The 14,052-nt window shown below is 51.8% G+C and carries 13 protein-coding genes; 10 read left to right on the top strand and 3 right to left on the bottom strand.

Going from position 1 to position 14,052, the window contains the following annotated elements; genetic code table 11:
* The 3 genes from queA to yajC all read left to right on the top strand — a co-directional run bounded on the left by queA (position 1) and on the right by yajC (position 2,615).
* Positions 1-1,029 carry a tRNA preQ1(34) S-adenosylmethionine ribosyltransferase-isomerase QueA gene (gene queA, locus AC4G46_RS25070; protein WP_491125098.1) on the top strand — a complete coding sequence of 343 codons (1,029 nt, stop codon included), beginning with the start codon at positions 1-3 and terminating at the stop codon, positions 1,027-1,029.
* A 23-nt stretch (positions 1,030-1,052) separates the two neighbouring features.
* Entirely contained in the window at positions 1,053-2,189 is a 1,137-nt protein-coding gene (gene tgt / locus AC4G46_RS25065; protein ID WP_491125097.1) for a tRNA guanosine(34) transglycosylase Tgt, read from the top strand.
* A 120-nt stretch (positions 2,190-2,309) separates the two neighbouring features.
* A complete protein-coding gene (gene yajC / locus AC4G46_RS25060; protein ID WP_491125096.1) occupies positions 2,310-2,615 on the top strand; it encodes a preprotein translocase subunit YajC in 306 nt (101 codons plus the stop codon).
* 76 nt (positions 2,616-2,691) lie between these two features.
* Here the strand turns inward: yajC and AC4G46_RS25055 are convergent, their stop codons facing one another.
* Entirely contained in the window at positions 2,692-3,537 is an 846-nt protein-coding gene (locus tag AC4G46_RS25055; RefSeq protein WP_491125095.1) for a phosphatase PAP2 family protein, read from the bottom strand.
* Between the two features lie 85 nt (positions 3,538-3,622).
* Positions 3,623-4,015, bottom strand: coding sequence for a TIGR04086 family membrane protein (locus tag AC4G46_RS25050; protein ID WP_491125094.1), 393 nt, complete (start codon positions 4,013-4,015; stop codon positions 3,623-3,625).
* Positions 4,016-4,288: 273 nt separating this feature from the next.
* Here AC4G46_RS25050 and AC4G46_RS25045 point away from each other — a divergent pair, with 273 nt between their 5' ends.
* Positions 4,289-5,083, top strand: a complete 795-nt coding sequence (locus AC4G46_RS25045; RefSeq protein WP_491125093.1) for a YetF domain-containing protein — start codon at positions 4,289-4,291, stop codon at positions 5,081-5,083.
* Positions 5,084-5,086: 3 nt separating this feature from the next.
* Here the strand turns inward: AC4G46_RS25045 and spoVB are convergent, their stop codons facing one another.
* On the bottom strand, positions 5,087-6,649 hold the full coding sequence (gene spoVB, locus AC4G46_RS25040) for a stage V sporulation protein B (RefSeq protein WP_491128973.1): 1,563 nt from the start codon (positions 6,647-6,649) through the stop codon (positions 5,087-5,089).
* Positions 6,650-6,904: 255 nt separating this feature from the next.
* Between spoVB and AC4G46_RS25035 the strand changes: the two genes are divergently transcribed.
* The 6 genes from AC4G46_RS25035 (at position 6,905) to AC4G46_RS25010 (ending at position 13,925) form a co-directional block, all read left to right on the top strand.
* Positions 6,905-7,156: a post-transcriptional regulator gene (locus tag AC4G46_RS25035; RefSeq protein ID WP_491125092.1), complete on the top strand. Its 252-nt coding sequence runs from the start codon at positions 6,905-6,907 to the stop codon at positions 7,154-7,156.
* Between the two features lie 220 nt (positions 7,157-7,376).
* Positions 7,377-8,627 (top strand): protein translocase subunit SecD, encoded by a 1,251-nt coding sequence (gene secD / locus AC4G46_RS25030; protein WP_342562548.1) that lies wholly within the window; start codon positions 7,377-7,379, stop codon positions 8,625-8,627.
* Positions 8,617-9,513, top strand: a complete 897-nt coding sequence (gene secF / locus AC4G46_RS25025; protein WP_491125091.1) for a protein translocase subunit SecF — start codon at positions 8,617-8,619, stop codon at positions 9,511-9,513. Before secD ends, secF begins: the two co-directional genes overlap by 11 nt.
* 124 nt (positions 9,514-9,637) lie before the next feature.
* On the top strand, positions 9,638-10,600 hold the full coding sequence (locus tag AC4G46_RS25020; protein WP_491125090.1) for a cation diffusion facilitator family transporter: 963 nt from the start codon (positions 9,638-9,640) through the stop codon (positions 10,598-10,600).
* Between the two features lie 29 nt (positions 10,601-10,629).
* Positions 10,630-13,029: a single-stranded-DNA-specific exonuclease RecJ gene (gene recJ, locus AC4G46_RS25015; RefSeq protein ID WP_491125089.1), complete on the top strand. Its 2,400-nt coding sequence runs from the start codon at positions 10,630-10,632 to the stop codon at positions 13,027-13,029.
* Positions 13,030-13,406: 377 nt separating this feature from the next.
* Positions 13,407-13,925 carry an adenine phosphoribosyltransferase gene (locus AC4G46_RS25010; protein ID WP_039876305.1) on the top strand — a complete coding sequence of 173 codons (519 nt, stop codon included), beginning with the start codon at positions 13,407-13,409 and terminating at the stop codon, positions 13,923-13,925.
* Positions 13,926-14,052 lie beyond the last annotated feature (127 nt).

Genomic DNA, 14,052 nt, shown 5'->3' with positions numbered 1-14,052 from the left:
ATGAACGTAGAAGATTATGACTTTCATCTGCCGGAGGAGCTGATTGCCCAAACTCCGCTGCTTGACCGCAGTGCTTCAAGACTGCTGATGGTCGACAAGGAGAACGGGCAGACCCGGCACCGGCATTTCACAGATATACTGGAGCAGTTTCAGCCGGGAGATACCCTTGTATTGAACGATACCCGGGTCATTCCGGCCAGACTGTTCGGAGTCAAGGAGGATACCGGCGCCAAAGCAGAGGTGCTGCTCCTGAAGAATCTGGGCGAAGACCGCTGGGAAGCGCTGGTGAAGCCCGGCAAGAAGCTGAAGAACGGTGCAGTTATTGTGTTCAGCGATGAACTCAAGGCTGTTATTGAAGAAGAGGCTGATATGGGCGGACGGACACTCCGCTTCATCTATAAGGGAATTTTTCAGGAAATTCTTGACCGGCTGGGTTCAATGCCGCTGCCTCCTTATATTAAGGAGACACTGGATGACCGTGAACGGTACCAGACGGTATACGCCCGCCATGAGGGATCGGCGGCTGCGCCTACGGCAGGGCTGCATTTTACGAAGGAACTGCTGGAGCAGATCGCCGCTAAAGGGGTAAATATCGCGTATATTACCCTTCATGTGGGACTGGGCACCTTCCGGCCGATGTCGGTAGATAAGGTTGAAGAACATGTCATGCATGCCGAGTTTTATATGCTGTCCCAGGAGACTGCAGATCTGCTCAATGAAGCAAGATCAAGGGGCGGACGGATTATTGCTGTCGGCACCACCTCCTGCCGGACACTTGAAACGGCCGGAAGACAGGCGGACGGCGGACCGCTTACAGCCTGCAGCGGCTGGACGGATATTTTCATTTATCCCGGCTATCAGTTTACAGTGGTCAATGCGCTGATTACGAATTTCCACCTGCCGAAATCCACCCTTGTTATGCTGGTTAGCGCTTTAGCAGGTCGTGAGCATATCCTCGCCGCTTATGAGGAGGCAATCAAAGAGCATTACCGTTTCTTCAGCTTCGGCGATGCTATGTTTATTTATTAAGCAAGAGAAAGGGTTAGACATATATGGCAGCAATAACGTATGAACACATTAAGACCTGCAAGCAGTCCGGAGCACGGCTGGGCAGAGTCCACACACCGCACGGAATTATCGAGACTCCGACCTTTATGCCGGTAGGCACACAGGCCACTGTCAAAACGATGGCACCGGAAGAGCTCAAGCAGATGGATGCCCAGATTATTCTGAGCAATACTTATCACCTGTTTTTGCGTCCGGGCCACGATATTGTCCGCGAAGCCGGCGGACTGCACAAATTCATGAACTGGGACCGTCCGATTCTGACGGACAGCGGCGGTTTTCAGGTGTTCTCGCTTAGCGACATGCGCAAAATTACCGAGGAAGGCGTACATTTCCGCTCCCACCTCAACGGAGACAAGAAGTTCCTGTCACCGGAAGTGGCGATGGAGGTCCAGAACGCGCTCGGTTCCGATATTATGATGGCGTTCGACGAGTGTCCGCCTTACCCGGCGGAATATGATTACGTCAAAAAATCGCTGGAGCGCACAACGCGCTGGGCGGAAAGATGCCTCAAGGCTCACGCCCGCCCGGAGGATCAGGGCTTGTTTGCAATCGTGCAGGGGGGCATGTATGAAGACCTGCGCCGCCAGAGTGCCGCTGATTTGACTTCCATGGATTTCCCGGGGTATGCTATTGGGGGGCTCAGCGTCGGTGAGTCCAAGCAGATTATGTATGATGTGCTGGATTATACCGTTCCGCTCCTGCCGCAGAATAAACCGCGTTATCTGATGGGCGTCGGTTCACCGGATGCGCTGCTTGAGGGTGCAATCCGCGGAGTGGACATGTTCGACTGCGTCCTGCCTACCCGTATCGCCCGCAACGGAACGACGATGACCAGCCAGGGAAGACTTGTTGTGCGTAATGCGCAGTATGCCCGTGATTTCGGGCCGCTTGATCCAGAGTGCAGCTGCTATACCTGCCGGAATTATTCCCGTGCTTACTTACGTCATCTGATCAAAGCCGATGAAACCTTTGGCCTGCGTTTAACGACCTATCATAACCTGCAGTTCCTGCTGGATTTGATGCGCAAGGTGCGTGAAGCGATCAGAGAAGACCGGCTGCTTGATTTCCGCGATGAGTTTTTTGCACAATACGGATTGTATGATAATCTTAAAGGCTTCTAGTACAACTGTGTGTTTACCATATGGTCTTATTGCAGCATGAACAGAAATGTCTTAACTTGCAGTATAAGTGTACTAGAGAACTAGATTGTGCTTCCATGCATATTGAAAGGGGGGAGAAATATGTTTCAATTAGCAGCTACTACTGGAAGCGGAAGCATACTGGGTCTGGTAGGCCCGTTTGTGCTTATGTTCGTGGTGTTCTATTTCCTGCTGATCCGTCCGCAGCAGAAGAAGACCAAGACACGTAACGCTATGCTCAAAGCGCTGAAGAAGGGCGACAAGATCGTTACGATCGGCGGCCTGCACGGGACGATTGTTGAGCTGTCCGACGATATCGTTGTTCTGCGGGTTAATGATGTAACCAAGCTGACGTTTGACCGCGGGTCGATCAGCCATGCAGTTACGATTGCGGAAGATAAAGAATAATTCCGTTTATTACGTACATAAAAGCGGCGTTCTCTCTTATGGAGGAACGCCGCTTTTTTATTGTGCAGATGAAAGATTATGAATTGGTGACCCGGCTTGGAACGGTAAGGCTCTCCTGGCCGCTGCGAAGGGTAAGCTTAGCCAGCTGGACAGCTACAGTAGTGGAGATGACGGCCAGTACAGTACCCCCGATCATATCGGTAAGCCAGTGGATGCCTAAATAGAAAATTCCGAATACAATCAGTGCGGCTGAAATGGTCGTAATCGCCATCCAGCGCCGGTTGCCGGAGCGGTAAGCCAGGATCGCGGTAGAAACGGAAATGGCCGTATGCAGGCTCGGGAAGCAGTTGTTCAGGCCGGAAAGCGGCCGGTATTCCTGTTCAAATCTCGGAAATACATCCAGCATCGTAAACCGGACACCAGCCGGGGCATAGGCCCAAACCTCATTGACCGGAAAGTAGAGATAGAACGGAATTGCCACGGCATAAACCAGCATAATCGTATAGCAGGTTGCATAGAGCATGACACGGTTTTTATCCAGCAGATACACACCCAACGAAGCGCCAAGTACTGACTGAAGCATAAAAATATAGAAGAACACAATAACCGGTGTCAGCCACGGCGCATAAAAGAGCTGCTGGACATGCTGGACGAAGTGCCCCTCAAGCCCGAAGATAAATGAGGTGAAGTCGGAGCCGAGATGCATTTTTTTCTCAATCTGCAGTTCATATTTATTAAGGGTTAGAACACTAATCATACCGGCAACAATTAATAAAAACTTATAGGAGCGGAGCAGCTCCCTCCCGAGCTCTAAGAATGCTGATAAGGGATTGCGCCTGGACCCGATCCAGATTAACAGGACTACGATTACGATCGTAAACAGCACAACATGATTCATGGATTGGTAAAGCAAAGTAGTCAAAGCCTCCTCGAGCAAAAACAAATCAGATGAACCCAGTGTACCATATTTTCAATAAAAGATTTCAGGTTCTCCGAAATTAAATTTTTTAGGATTTTTGTAAATTGACGCCAAATATACCGCCGAGTGCGCCAATTGCCGCTGCTGCCAGCACCCATAAGCCGTCTATACCGGCTGGCGAGCTGTCCAGTGCAAGAAATCCGACCAGCAGGACAATCACGCCATAAAACACCCCTGTCAGCGCGCCTTGGTACCAGCCTTTACTTGAGGCTCTCCGTCCTGCGGTCAATCCCCCGAAGGCGGCGGCAATCCCGTGGACTATGTAGGTGTATATCGCGAGATCCTGTTCCTTCATTCCGCTGCCCCACAGCAAAAGCGAGAGGACGATGGCCCCCAGCAGCATCCACATAAAGGAGCGGCATAACCCCGAAAGCACAGGACTGGATATTCTCCACGAGAACAGACGCCGGATTAAATACATGATAGAACCTCCTAATATTTTTTTTGCATACCTTCCATTCACTTAGCTCCGTATAAAAATACAAAGACATTTTAAATGATGCTGTTCAGTTATTACATATTGTATGGGAGGGCTTGCCCCAATAGTACAAGTTTGGCAAAGGCTGTTCATTTACCAGTAATTTATAAGGCAGCTTCCGAATGTTCCCTTGGCAGTGAGGCCAGAATAGGGGTACATTCATCCACCCCGGCATACCGGCTGAGGGTGAGATACGGAAAGGGGAGCGGAGAGAATATGCTTCAGCATATTACCAGCCATGTCTTTCTGACCGTGCTGATGTATTTCTTCATTTTCCTGTGTATGCGGGTTATGGGGAAACGGGAGATCGGCAAGCTGTCAGTGTTTGACCTGACGATTTCCATCATGATCGCGGAGATTGCCGTCTTTGTCATAGATGATATTAAACGCCCCATCTATGATGGTATAACTCCGATGGTAACTCTGGTTGTAATCCAGATTATTGTCGCACAGCTCAGTCTCAAAAGCAGAAAGCTGCGGCTGCTGATTGACGGCAGGCCAAGCGTACTGATCTCTAACGGCAAGCTGCACCGGAGCGAAATGCGCAGGCAGCGCTACAACATGGATGATCTGCTGCTTCAGCTGCGCGGGCAGAATATTGTCAGCCCGGCCGATGTGGAGTTTGCGATTCTGGAGACGAGCGGCCAGCTGACGGTCATTGAGAAGAACAAAAATGTCTCGTCATCCAACCAGTCCGGCAACAGCAGCGATACCGCCGAGAATCAGGACCAGAGTTCAGGTGCAGGCCCGGGCGGCACAGGCGGCTCCGGGAAGTCAGGAAACGCTTCAGGAGTAAATATCACCAAGAGCAAAATCAGGTATGAAGGCTTGCCGGTTCCGCTGATAATGGACGGAAAGGTCCAGGATGATAATCTGGAGATGATCGGTAAAAACCGCTTCTGGCTGCGGACACAGATCCGTCAGAAGGGTGTATCCGATTTCCGTGATGTTTTTTTATGCTCCATCGATCATACCGGCAAAATTTATGTAGACCGGCAGCGCAGCCGCTAATGTCTAGCGACGCCTTCTGAAAAAAGGCACCCGGTCCAGATCCCGGACAGAGATCAGGCCGGACAGCAGGCAGATGCCCAGATAAAGAGCCATACCGCATGCGGAGGCGAACAGGAACTGCAGCCACATGGTGCCGGAAAGCGGCACGGAAGTATACACATAAGAGGTCCCGGCAGCCATGATTATCATGGCTGTAGCAGTTTTTAGCGGGTCAGTGATCCGCATTGAGAATTGAATCAGCTTTACGACACTGGCCCCGTGGAGTAGCGTCACCAGGATACTGTTAACGATAATGGCGATTATGGCACCATAAATCCCGTACTCCGGCCGGGAGGCCAGCATGAGAATCAGGAGGATCTTAACCACTGCACCGGCCAGTGTGTTGATGAGTGCCCGGCCGGGCCGGTCCATGGCCTGAAGGGCTGCCTGCAAGGGAGCCTGGACATATAGAAACAAGGCGAACGGGGCCATCAGCTTCAGCATGGGAGCGGTGTCCGCATTGCCGTACATCAGTGTACACAGCGGTACGGCAAGCACATACATAATGGCGGCAAACGGGGCACCTGTAACCATAGCCAGCCTAAGAGCCTGATGCATCCGTTTATGGATTGCGGGCAAATCCCGGCGGGCTGCCGCTTCCGACAGCGACGGTACGAGTGAAACCGCCAGGGAAGAGCTAAGGACTCCCGGCAGCAGCAGCAGCGGAATCACCATCCCCTGGAGGGAGCCGTATTGGGCAGTGGCCGCCGCAGCCGCAATTCCGGCAAGCGCCAGACTGCGGGCAGTAATTATCGACTCCAGCAGATAAGAAAAGGAACCGACGAGCCGGCCCGCGGTGACAGGAACCGCAATACCGAGCATGCGGCTCAGCAGCGAACCGCCCGGCTTTTCCCCAGTCTGGTTATGTTTATTTAATAAAGGCTCAGGCGCTAGATCGGGTGCGGAGCTGTCCTGCTCCTCTTTTTTTACGATAAAATAGTACTGGGCCAGCAGGGCCAGCATCCCCACGATCTCCCCTACCGTTACTCCCAGCATTGCACCGGCTGCCGCATAGGCCATTCCCTTGGGCAGAAGCAGATACGAGAACCACAGCATGAAAAAGATCCGGACTACCGATTCCAGAACCGAGGAAAGCGCGGAAGGAATCATGTTCTGCCTGCCCTGAAAATATCCGCGGAATATGGAGGACACCGCAACAATCGAAATCATCGGTGTCATGCTGACAAAGGTATAATATACCCGGCTGTCCGTCAAAATAAAGCGGGTAACCCAAGAAGCGCTAAGCAGCGCTATCACCGTAAACAGCAGTCCGAGCGACAAGCTGAGAATAAGTCCTGTCTGCAGAATGCGGCGTGACTGTCCGGGCTGATTTTCCCCTTCCGCCTCGGCCACCATTTTGGCAATAGCAAGCGGTAATCCCCCGGTAATAACGGTAATCAGCACGATGAAAAAAGGGTATCCGAGCTGGTATAAGCCGACGCCCTCAGCACCGATAATCCGCGGCAGTGCGATTCTGGGTATAAACCCCAGCATCCGGTTAATAATGCCTGCAGCCAGCAGAATCATCGTTCCCTGTATAAAGGTCTGTTTCCTCTGTTTCTTCAAGGGACACTCCTTCTTCCTGAAATGAAATAAAATGAGACGCAGGTGAGCCGGTCCGCTGATGCTGCGGGGCTTGTATATTGATATGCTTGACCCCGGCCCATCCATGACAAGCTTTGGATATGACATCTTTTTTGCGGGAAGAAGGATAGTCGGCCGGTAAGGTCGAATATATATCCGGTAGCCTGCTTCAGCGCAGACCTTGGGAGGTGTAACACTATGGAATCGGAACCGTGGAAGTACGAGGAGCTTAGTGATGTAATCGAAGCTATGTGCGCCAGTAAAGCGGAGGAATTCCGGCTCCTGGGCTATGAATATGTAACCGGCAAGGATATCTGGGAGTGCGTTAGCAGCAAATATGCCAAGGAGGGCCAACCTCCGCTGTATAAGCTGGTAAATGATATTTATTCGCTTAAAGCTACAACGTATATGAATTACCTGATGCTCGCGGCCTACAGGGGGATTACCTGACTTGCAGGAACGAATTTCTTTTGCAAACCGACTGAGGAAGCAGTAAAGTAAGAGAGGATAACCAGGCACTACCTATCCAAACGGAAGGCTTGCTGAGCAGAGCACAGCCCGCCGTTTCTTTGTGTGATCTAAGCACCGTCGTTCTGCGCCTCAATTGACGGTGATTTCGCACGTAGCTATAATAGGAATATTGAGTAATGAAAGGGGAACTAGCAAGAGCATGAAGAGACTGTTAAGCTTTATCATTACCGTGCTCGTTTTAACCGGCGTCATGGCGTTCACAACCCCCGGTCTGCTGGACAAGGTCCGTCTGGGTCTTGACCTGAAAGGCGGCTTTGAGATTCTGTATCAGGCTTCGCCGATGGATACCGGCGGTGAACTGACCAGAGCTTCGCTGCAGCAAACCGCAAAGAGTCTGGAGAAACGCGCTAACGCACTGGGCACAAGCGAGCCGGAAGTGACAACGGAGGGAACAGACCGCATTCGTCTTAAGATTGCCGGTGTTACCGACGAGGCTGAAGTCCGCGAGAAGATGAAAGAACCTGCTGTTTTGACATTCCGCAGTGCTGCCGAGGGCGATGCAGCGGGAGTATACAGCAAGATCGAGCTCGTGGGCAGTGATTTTGTTGAAGGTGCGGCAGAGGTTCAACGCAGTAATCTGAACCAGCCGGAAATCAGCATCAGCATTAAAGATAAGGATAAATTCGCTGAAATTACCAAGCGCCTGCTTGGGAAAGAGCTTGCTATCTACCTGGATGAGAACCTGCTGTCGGCTCCGTTTGTAAGAGCAGAACTGACTGACGGCAAAGCATCAATCTCAGGTAACTATACGTTAGATGAAGCACGTGAACTGGCCGATACCATTAACCTTGGCGCACTGCCGCTGAAGCTGACCGAGAAATACTCGCAAAGCGTTGGCGCAACCCTCGGTAAACAATCTCTTGACCAGACAGTCAGAGCAGGCCTTGTTGGTTCCCTGATTATTTTGATCTTTATGATCGCTATGTACCGCCTTCCTGGTGTTCTGGCCAGCTTCGCGCTGATCCTGCACACCTGGCTGCTGATTCTGGTATTTGTCGTTGCCGACTTTACCCTTACGCTTCCGGGTATTGCCGCTTTCATCCTCGGTATAGGGATGGCCGTCGATGCCAACATCATTACCAATGAACGGATAAGAGAAGAGATGCGCAGCGGCAAGAGCATTATGTCCTCTGTCAAAGCGGGTAACAAAACCTCCTTCCGTACTGTTATGGACGCTAACGTGACGACCATTATCGTAGCAGCCGTTATGTTTGCATTCGGTACCGGTGCGGTTAAAGGCTTTGCCTTGATACTGATTGTAGAAATTGTGCTCAGTATCGTGACCAACCTCTATTTTGCCCATTGGCTGATTTCGGTGCTGGTGAAAGCTGGCGCCCTGAAGAAACCTAAGCAATTTGGGGTAAAGGAGAGTGACATCCGTGCGCTTTAATAAAGATATGGATTACGTGCATTGGAGTAAATACTTCTTTATTTTCTCTATTGTACTTACTGTACTTGGTGTAGGTTTCCTCAGTTTCCTGGGGCTTAACTACAGTGTAGATTTCCGAGCGGGTTCTAACGTGGATGTATCGTTGTCCAAGAATCTTACACAGGCTGAGCTTAAGCCGGCCCTGGACAGTCTGGGAATTGCCCATGAGCCAAGCATTACCATAGGTGACCAGCGTGTAAATATCCGTTATGATGAAGAGCTTGATAATGCGCAGAGTGAAGCGCTGAAGACCGCAATCACCAAGCTGGATGATCAGGCTTCCTATGAGATCAACACGGTTGATCCGGAAATGGCCAAGGAGCTTGCGCGTAATGCGATCTACTCCGTTCTATTGTCCAGTTTAGGGATTATTATTTATGTAAGCATCCGGTTTGAATGGCGCTTTGCCCTGGCGGCAATTGTCGCACTGCTCCATGACGCCTTTATGGTGGTGGCAGTCTTCTCAATCTTCCGTCTTGAGGTGGATATCACCTTCATTGTCGCGGTGCTTACGATTATCGGTTATTCCATTAATGATACAATTGTTATCTTTGACCGGATCCGTGAGAACCTGCGCTTCGGTAAACAGAAAACCTATGAGGACCTTAAGATTCTGGTCAACAAGAGTATATCCCAGACGCTTATGCGGTCCCTTTACACAGCATTTACGGTATTTATTGCCGCGTTCTTCCTGCTTGTAATGGGCGGCGAATCCATTAAAATGTTCTCGCTGGCTATGGTTATCGGGCTGCTCTTCGGAGCCTATTCCTCCATCTTTATTGCAAGTCCGCTCTGGCTGCTGCTCAAAAAGCGCCAGAAGCCTGCCGTGAAGAACAATCCGGCCTAAGTCTCAGCTTTATTGCCCGAAAAGCCGCGTCAACGACGACGCGGCTTTTCGGAATCTTTGGAACTGGCTGACAGGCGTATGCTGCAACATGAGATTACTTGCTACCAGGTAAGGAGGGCTCGTTATGAATGACAAACAATCACCGCAAAGTGAGACGGTTGCCTGGAACGGAATCGTCAGTGATGCTGTACTGGCTCTGGCTAAAGGCGGTATCGGTTATTTCACGGGCAGCAAGGCATTGCTGGGCGATGCCTTATATTCCGGAGCAGACGCGGCAGCAAGGCTGGCGGAAGCTCTCCCATGGCGTTCAGGACAGGCAAAGAAGCCTAAATCCGCCCGCCGGGCAGGGAACGGCAAAAGCAGTAAGGAACCGATTATTACCATGCTTTTCTCCGCGCTGATTCTGATGGCCGGACTGCAGATTGCTTTTTCAGCCATCCGGGATTTAACCAGAGGACATTTATCGACAGTTCCGCCTGCTGCACTTGTTACGGTTCTTATTTCAATTTTAGTAAAAGAAGGAATTTTCCAGTATCAATACCGTTACTTCAAAAAAATTGGCGACGGCAGCCATGCCGCATATGCGGACAGTCACCGTTTCAGCCTGTATAGTTCGATAGCTGCTTTAATCGGAATAACGTTGTCTATGGTCGGGGGATATATCGGCTGGAGCCCGCTGTTCTACATGGACCCGGTTGCGGCCCTGCTGACAAGCTGCCTGATTCTTCGTAAAGGCTACACCATGATTACCGCTTCGGTCTACGGCAAAGCAAGCCAGGAGCTGCCGTCGGCGGAAGCCGCCAATTTCATTGAAACCGTCGGGCGGGTACACGGAGTCATCCGCGTTGAGCATCTTCAGGCGGTAGAACAAGGCCGGTATGTGAATCTCCAGGTTAAGATCAGCGTGAATCCGAGGATCACAGTAATGGAAGCCCAGGATATCTCGGAATGTGCCAGAAAGCTGTTACAGCACCGTTTTGTCCATGTCGGTGAGGTTCATATGGATGTTGTGCCGTACGATCCGGGTTATCCTTACAAAACCAATCACCAGCTTGCGGACAATGATATCCCGACGCTGCTACAGTAGGCCGCATGGCGAGAGAAAGGTGAGCTCAATTGCTTCATTCAAAAACAAGATGGCAATCTCCGGCAGCCGATCCCGATAAAGTGGGGGAATTGGCCCGGAGCCTTTCTGTTTCACCGCTCCTGTCCTCCTTGCTTGTGACCAGAGGGTTTACTGCCCCGGAAGAGGCATTGCTGTTCATGGACGGAGGGGCGGATGACAGCCATGATCCATTCCTGCTCAAAGGAATGGCCGAGGCTGTGCCGCGGATCAGAAAGGCATTGCAAGAAGAGGAACATATTCTGGTATACGGCGATTATGATGCTGACGGCGTATCCAGCACATCGCTGATGATCTATCTGCTGCGTTATCTGGGCGCTTCCTTTGACATCTATATCCCGCACCGCTCCAATGAAGGCTACGGGCTTCATAATCATGCGCTGGACTGGGCGGTCCAGCAGGGTGTTTCACTTGTCATTACAGTAGATACCGGTATCAGTGCCGTGCATCAGATAGCGTATGCGGCAGAGCTGGGAATTGATGTTATTGTAACGGATCATCACGAACCGCCGGAGCTTTTGCCGGAAGCGTTTGCTTTGATTAACCCCAAGCTGCCGGACTGTCCTTATCCGTTTAAAGGGCTGGCTGGAGTTGGGGTGGCTTACAAGCTTGCTGAAGCGCTGCTTGACGGCAAGGTGCCTGTGGAGTGGAGTGAAATTGCCGCGATCGGCACGGTGGCGGATCTGATGCCGCTGCTGGGCGAGAACCGCAGCCTGGTCCGAAAAGGACTTGCCAGCATGCGGAAATCCCCGTTTCCCGGCGTACGCGCGTTGCTTGAGGTCAGCGGTGTAACGATGAATACCGTCAGTGCAGTCAATATAGCATTCGGTGTAGCTCCGCGGATCAACGCCAGCGGCCGTCTCGATCATGCAGGCCGGGCGGTTGCCCTGCTGACCACAGCAGATAGCGATGAAGCCGGACAGCTGGCCAGCGAGCTCGATCTGCTTAACAAGGAACGTCAGATGGTCGTTGAACGCATTGTGGGTGAAGCTACTGATAAGCTCATCCGGCAGATCGGAGACGGACAGCCGCCGGATATTATCGTGCTTGCTGATCAGGGCTGGAATGTCGGTGTTGTAGGGATCGTCGCTTCTAAGTTGCTTGAACGTTATTACCGACCGGTCATTATCCTTGATATTCATCCGGAGACCGGCATGTGCAAGGGCTCGGCCCGCTCAATTCCGGGTCTGGATATTTACGAGGCGCTTACCTCCTGCGCCGGATTAATGGACCACTACGGCGGTCATCCGGCTGCTGCAGGAATGAGCCTGCACCGCGACAATCTGGATGCTTTTGCCGCAGCCCTGAATGAATATGCCGCAGCGGTGCTTACACCGGAGCATTTGATCCCGGTAACCGCTGCAGACGGGGATATCACGATTGCCGATTTAACGCTGCAGGCTGCACTCGAAATGGACCGGCTGGCGCCCTTCGGCATGTCCAATCCGCTGCCCAAATTCATTGTGCGCGGAGCGGCCGTGAAAGAGACACGCAAGATGGGGCAGGAAGGCAAACACCTGAAGCTTGTCCTGCAGCAGGGGCGGCACACTATCGAAGCCGTAGCCTTCGGCAAAGGCGATCTGGCTGACCTGCTGCCCGGCGGGACTATGATTGACGTCCTGGCCGAGCTGTCGGTCAATGAGTGGAACGGCTCCCGTAAGCCGCAGCTAATGCTGCAGGATCTGGCCGTGCCCGATGCGCAGCTGTTTGATCTACGGGGAACAGCAGATGCCGTTCGTCAGGCCATTCGCCTTAAAGAGGTGCTGCAGCCTTACAGCGGTAGCGCGCCTTTTACAGCAGCGGCTGTTTTTCAGAACAGCCGTCTCTCGCCGCTCAGCGATCTGAAGGGCATGTCGCTGTGGGTTTATGATGCAGAAGGCGGAATTAATGCCCTTCATCATGGACAAGCTGAGCCAGACGGGAAAATCTCACTGCTGTGTCTGCTCGATATGCCGGAAACACCGGAGCAGCTGGATGCCCTGCTCGCCGCTTTCCCTCAGGCTGAGAATATTGCCCTGCTTCACGCCCGGCGTGACGGGCGTGACCGTCTGCAGGTTCCGACACGCGATCATTTTAAGGTATTATATAAATTGCTGGCTTCCATTGCTGCTACAGCAGTACCCGAGCATGAAGTGCTGCTGCGGCTTAGCCGCCAGTCTTCGCTGAGTGTACGGATGCTGGGCCGGATGCTGGATGTATTCGAGGAGCTTGATTTTATCGAACGTACCGGCGGAATGATCTCATTCGTGTCCCAGCCGGCAGCCAAAAACCTGTCCGCCTCGCGCCATTTTGTCCGTTTAGGACAGACTGCCGAGATGGAGCAGTATTTCATGGAGAGCAGCCCCCGCGAACTGGAGAGCTGGATGCAGGCCCGCCGCCTGGGTGTATCGTAGGCCGGGACAGTATAGGTTCACAAACCCATGCAGATGCTCACAAAACTAAGCAAATGCTTCCGAAGCGAGTTTATTCGAAGCGAATCGGTGAGGTAATCCTCACAAACCATGCAGATGCTTCCGAAGTAAGTTTTGTACGAAGCAATTAATGTGGGCGGATGCTCACAAAACTAAGCAAATGCTTCCGAAGCGAGTTTGTTCGAAGTGAATCGGTGAGGTAATCCTCACAAACCATGCAGATGCTTCCGAAGTAAGTTTTGTACGAAGCAATTAATGTGGGCGGATGCTCACAAAACTAAGCAAATGCTTCCGAAGTAAGTTTTGTACGAAGCAATTAATGTGGGCGGATCCTCACAAACTTTTAGGAGATGATACTATTGGATTTCAAAAATAATATTCGCGTAATTGAAGATTTCCCGCAGCCGGGAATCAGCTTTAAAGATATTACCACTCTGCTCAAGGACGGGGAAGCTTACCGCGCAGCGATTGACGAGCTTAAAGCGCTGGTATCCCATCTGAACATTGATGTTATTGCCGGACCGGAAGCGCGCGGCTTTGTAGTTGGCGCTCCACTGGCTTATGCGCTGGGAGTCGGCTTTGTCCCTATCCGTAAAAGCGGCAAGCTCCCGTACGAAACGATCGAAGTGGGCTATGACCTGGAATACGGTAAAGACACACTTGCTGTTCACACCGATGCCATCAAACCGGGCCAAAATGTGCTGATTGCTGATGACCTGCTGGCAACTGGCGGAACGATCGCTACTTCGGTCAGCCTGGTGGAACAGCTCGGTGGTAAGGTTGTCGGAGCAGCATTCCTGATTGAGCTGGTACAGCTGGCCGGCCGCAACAAGCTTTCGGACATCGAAGTTGTATCCCTGCTGACTTACGAAGACTAAACGAATTGCAAAATGCTCCCGTTGAGCTTTTCCCGGGAAATAAAAAGTGGACGGCTGTCGAATATCGACAGCCGTCCACTTTTTTGCTTTATTATGGGTCCATTCATTGGTTCAGCTAATAATCCAT

The sequence above is a fragment of the Paenibacillus sp. fava2 genome (genome assembly GCF_058313675.1).
The sequence above is the reverse complement of the archived record's forward strand: the minus strand, read 5'-3'. Positions and strand labels throughout refer to the sequence as shown.

Excerpts from the sequence above, each read along its gene's own strand:
- secD (WP_342562548.1), top strand. The coding sequence starts at position 7,377 with ATGAAGAGACTGTTAAGCTTTATCATTACCGTGCTCGTTTTAACCGGC.
- AC4G46_RS25050 (WP_491125094.1), bottom strand. The coding sequence starts at position 4,015 with ATGTATTTAATCCGGCGTCTGTTCTCGTGGAGAATATCCAGTCCTGTG.
- tgt (WP_491125097.1), top strand. The coding sequence starts at position 1,053 with ATGGCAGCAATAACGTATGAACACATTAAGACCTGCAAGCAGTCCGGA.
- yajC (WP_491125096.1), top strand. The coding sequence starts at position 2,310 with ATGTTTCAATTAGCAGCTACTACTGGAAGCGGAAGCATACTGGGTCTG.
- spoVB (WP_491128973.1), bottom strand. The coding sequence starts at position 6,649 with ATGATTCTGCTGGCTGCAGGCATTATTAACCGGATGCTGGGGTTTATA.
- AC4G46_RS25045 (WP_491125093.1), top strand. The coding sequence starts at position 4,289 with ATGCTTCAGCATATTACCAGCCATGTCTTTCTGACCGTGCTGATGTAT.
- AC4G46_RS25020 (WP_491125090.1), top strand. The coding sequence starts at position 9,638 with ATGAATGACAAACAATCACCGCAAAGTGAGACGGTTGCCTGGAACGGA.
- queA (WP_491125098.1), top strand. The coding sequence starts at position 1 with ATGAACGTAGAAGATTATGACTTTCATCTGCCGGAGGAGCTGATTGCC.
- AC4G46_RS25035 (WP_491125092.1), top strand. The coding sequence starts at position 6,905 with ATGGAATCGGAACCGTGGAAGTACGAGGAGCTTAGTGATGTAATCGAA.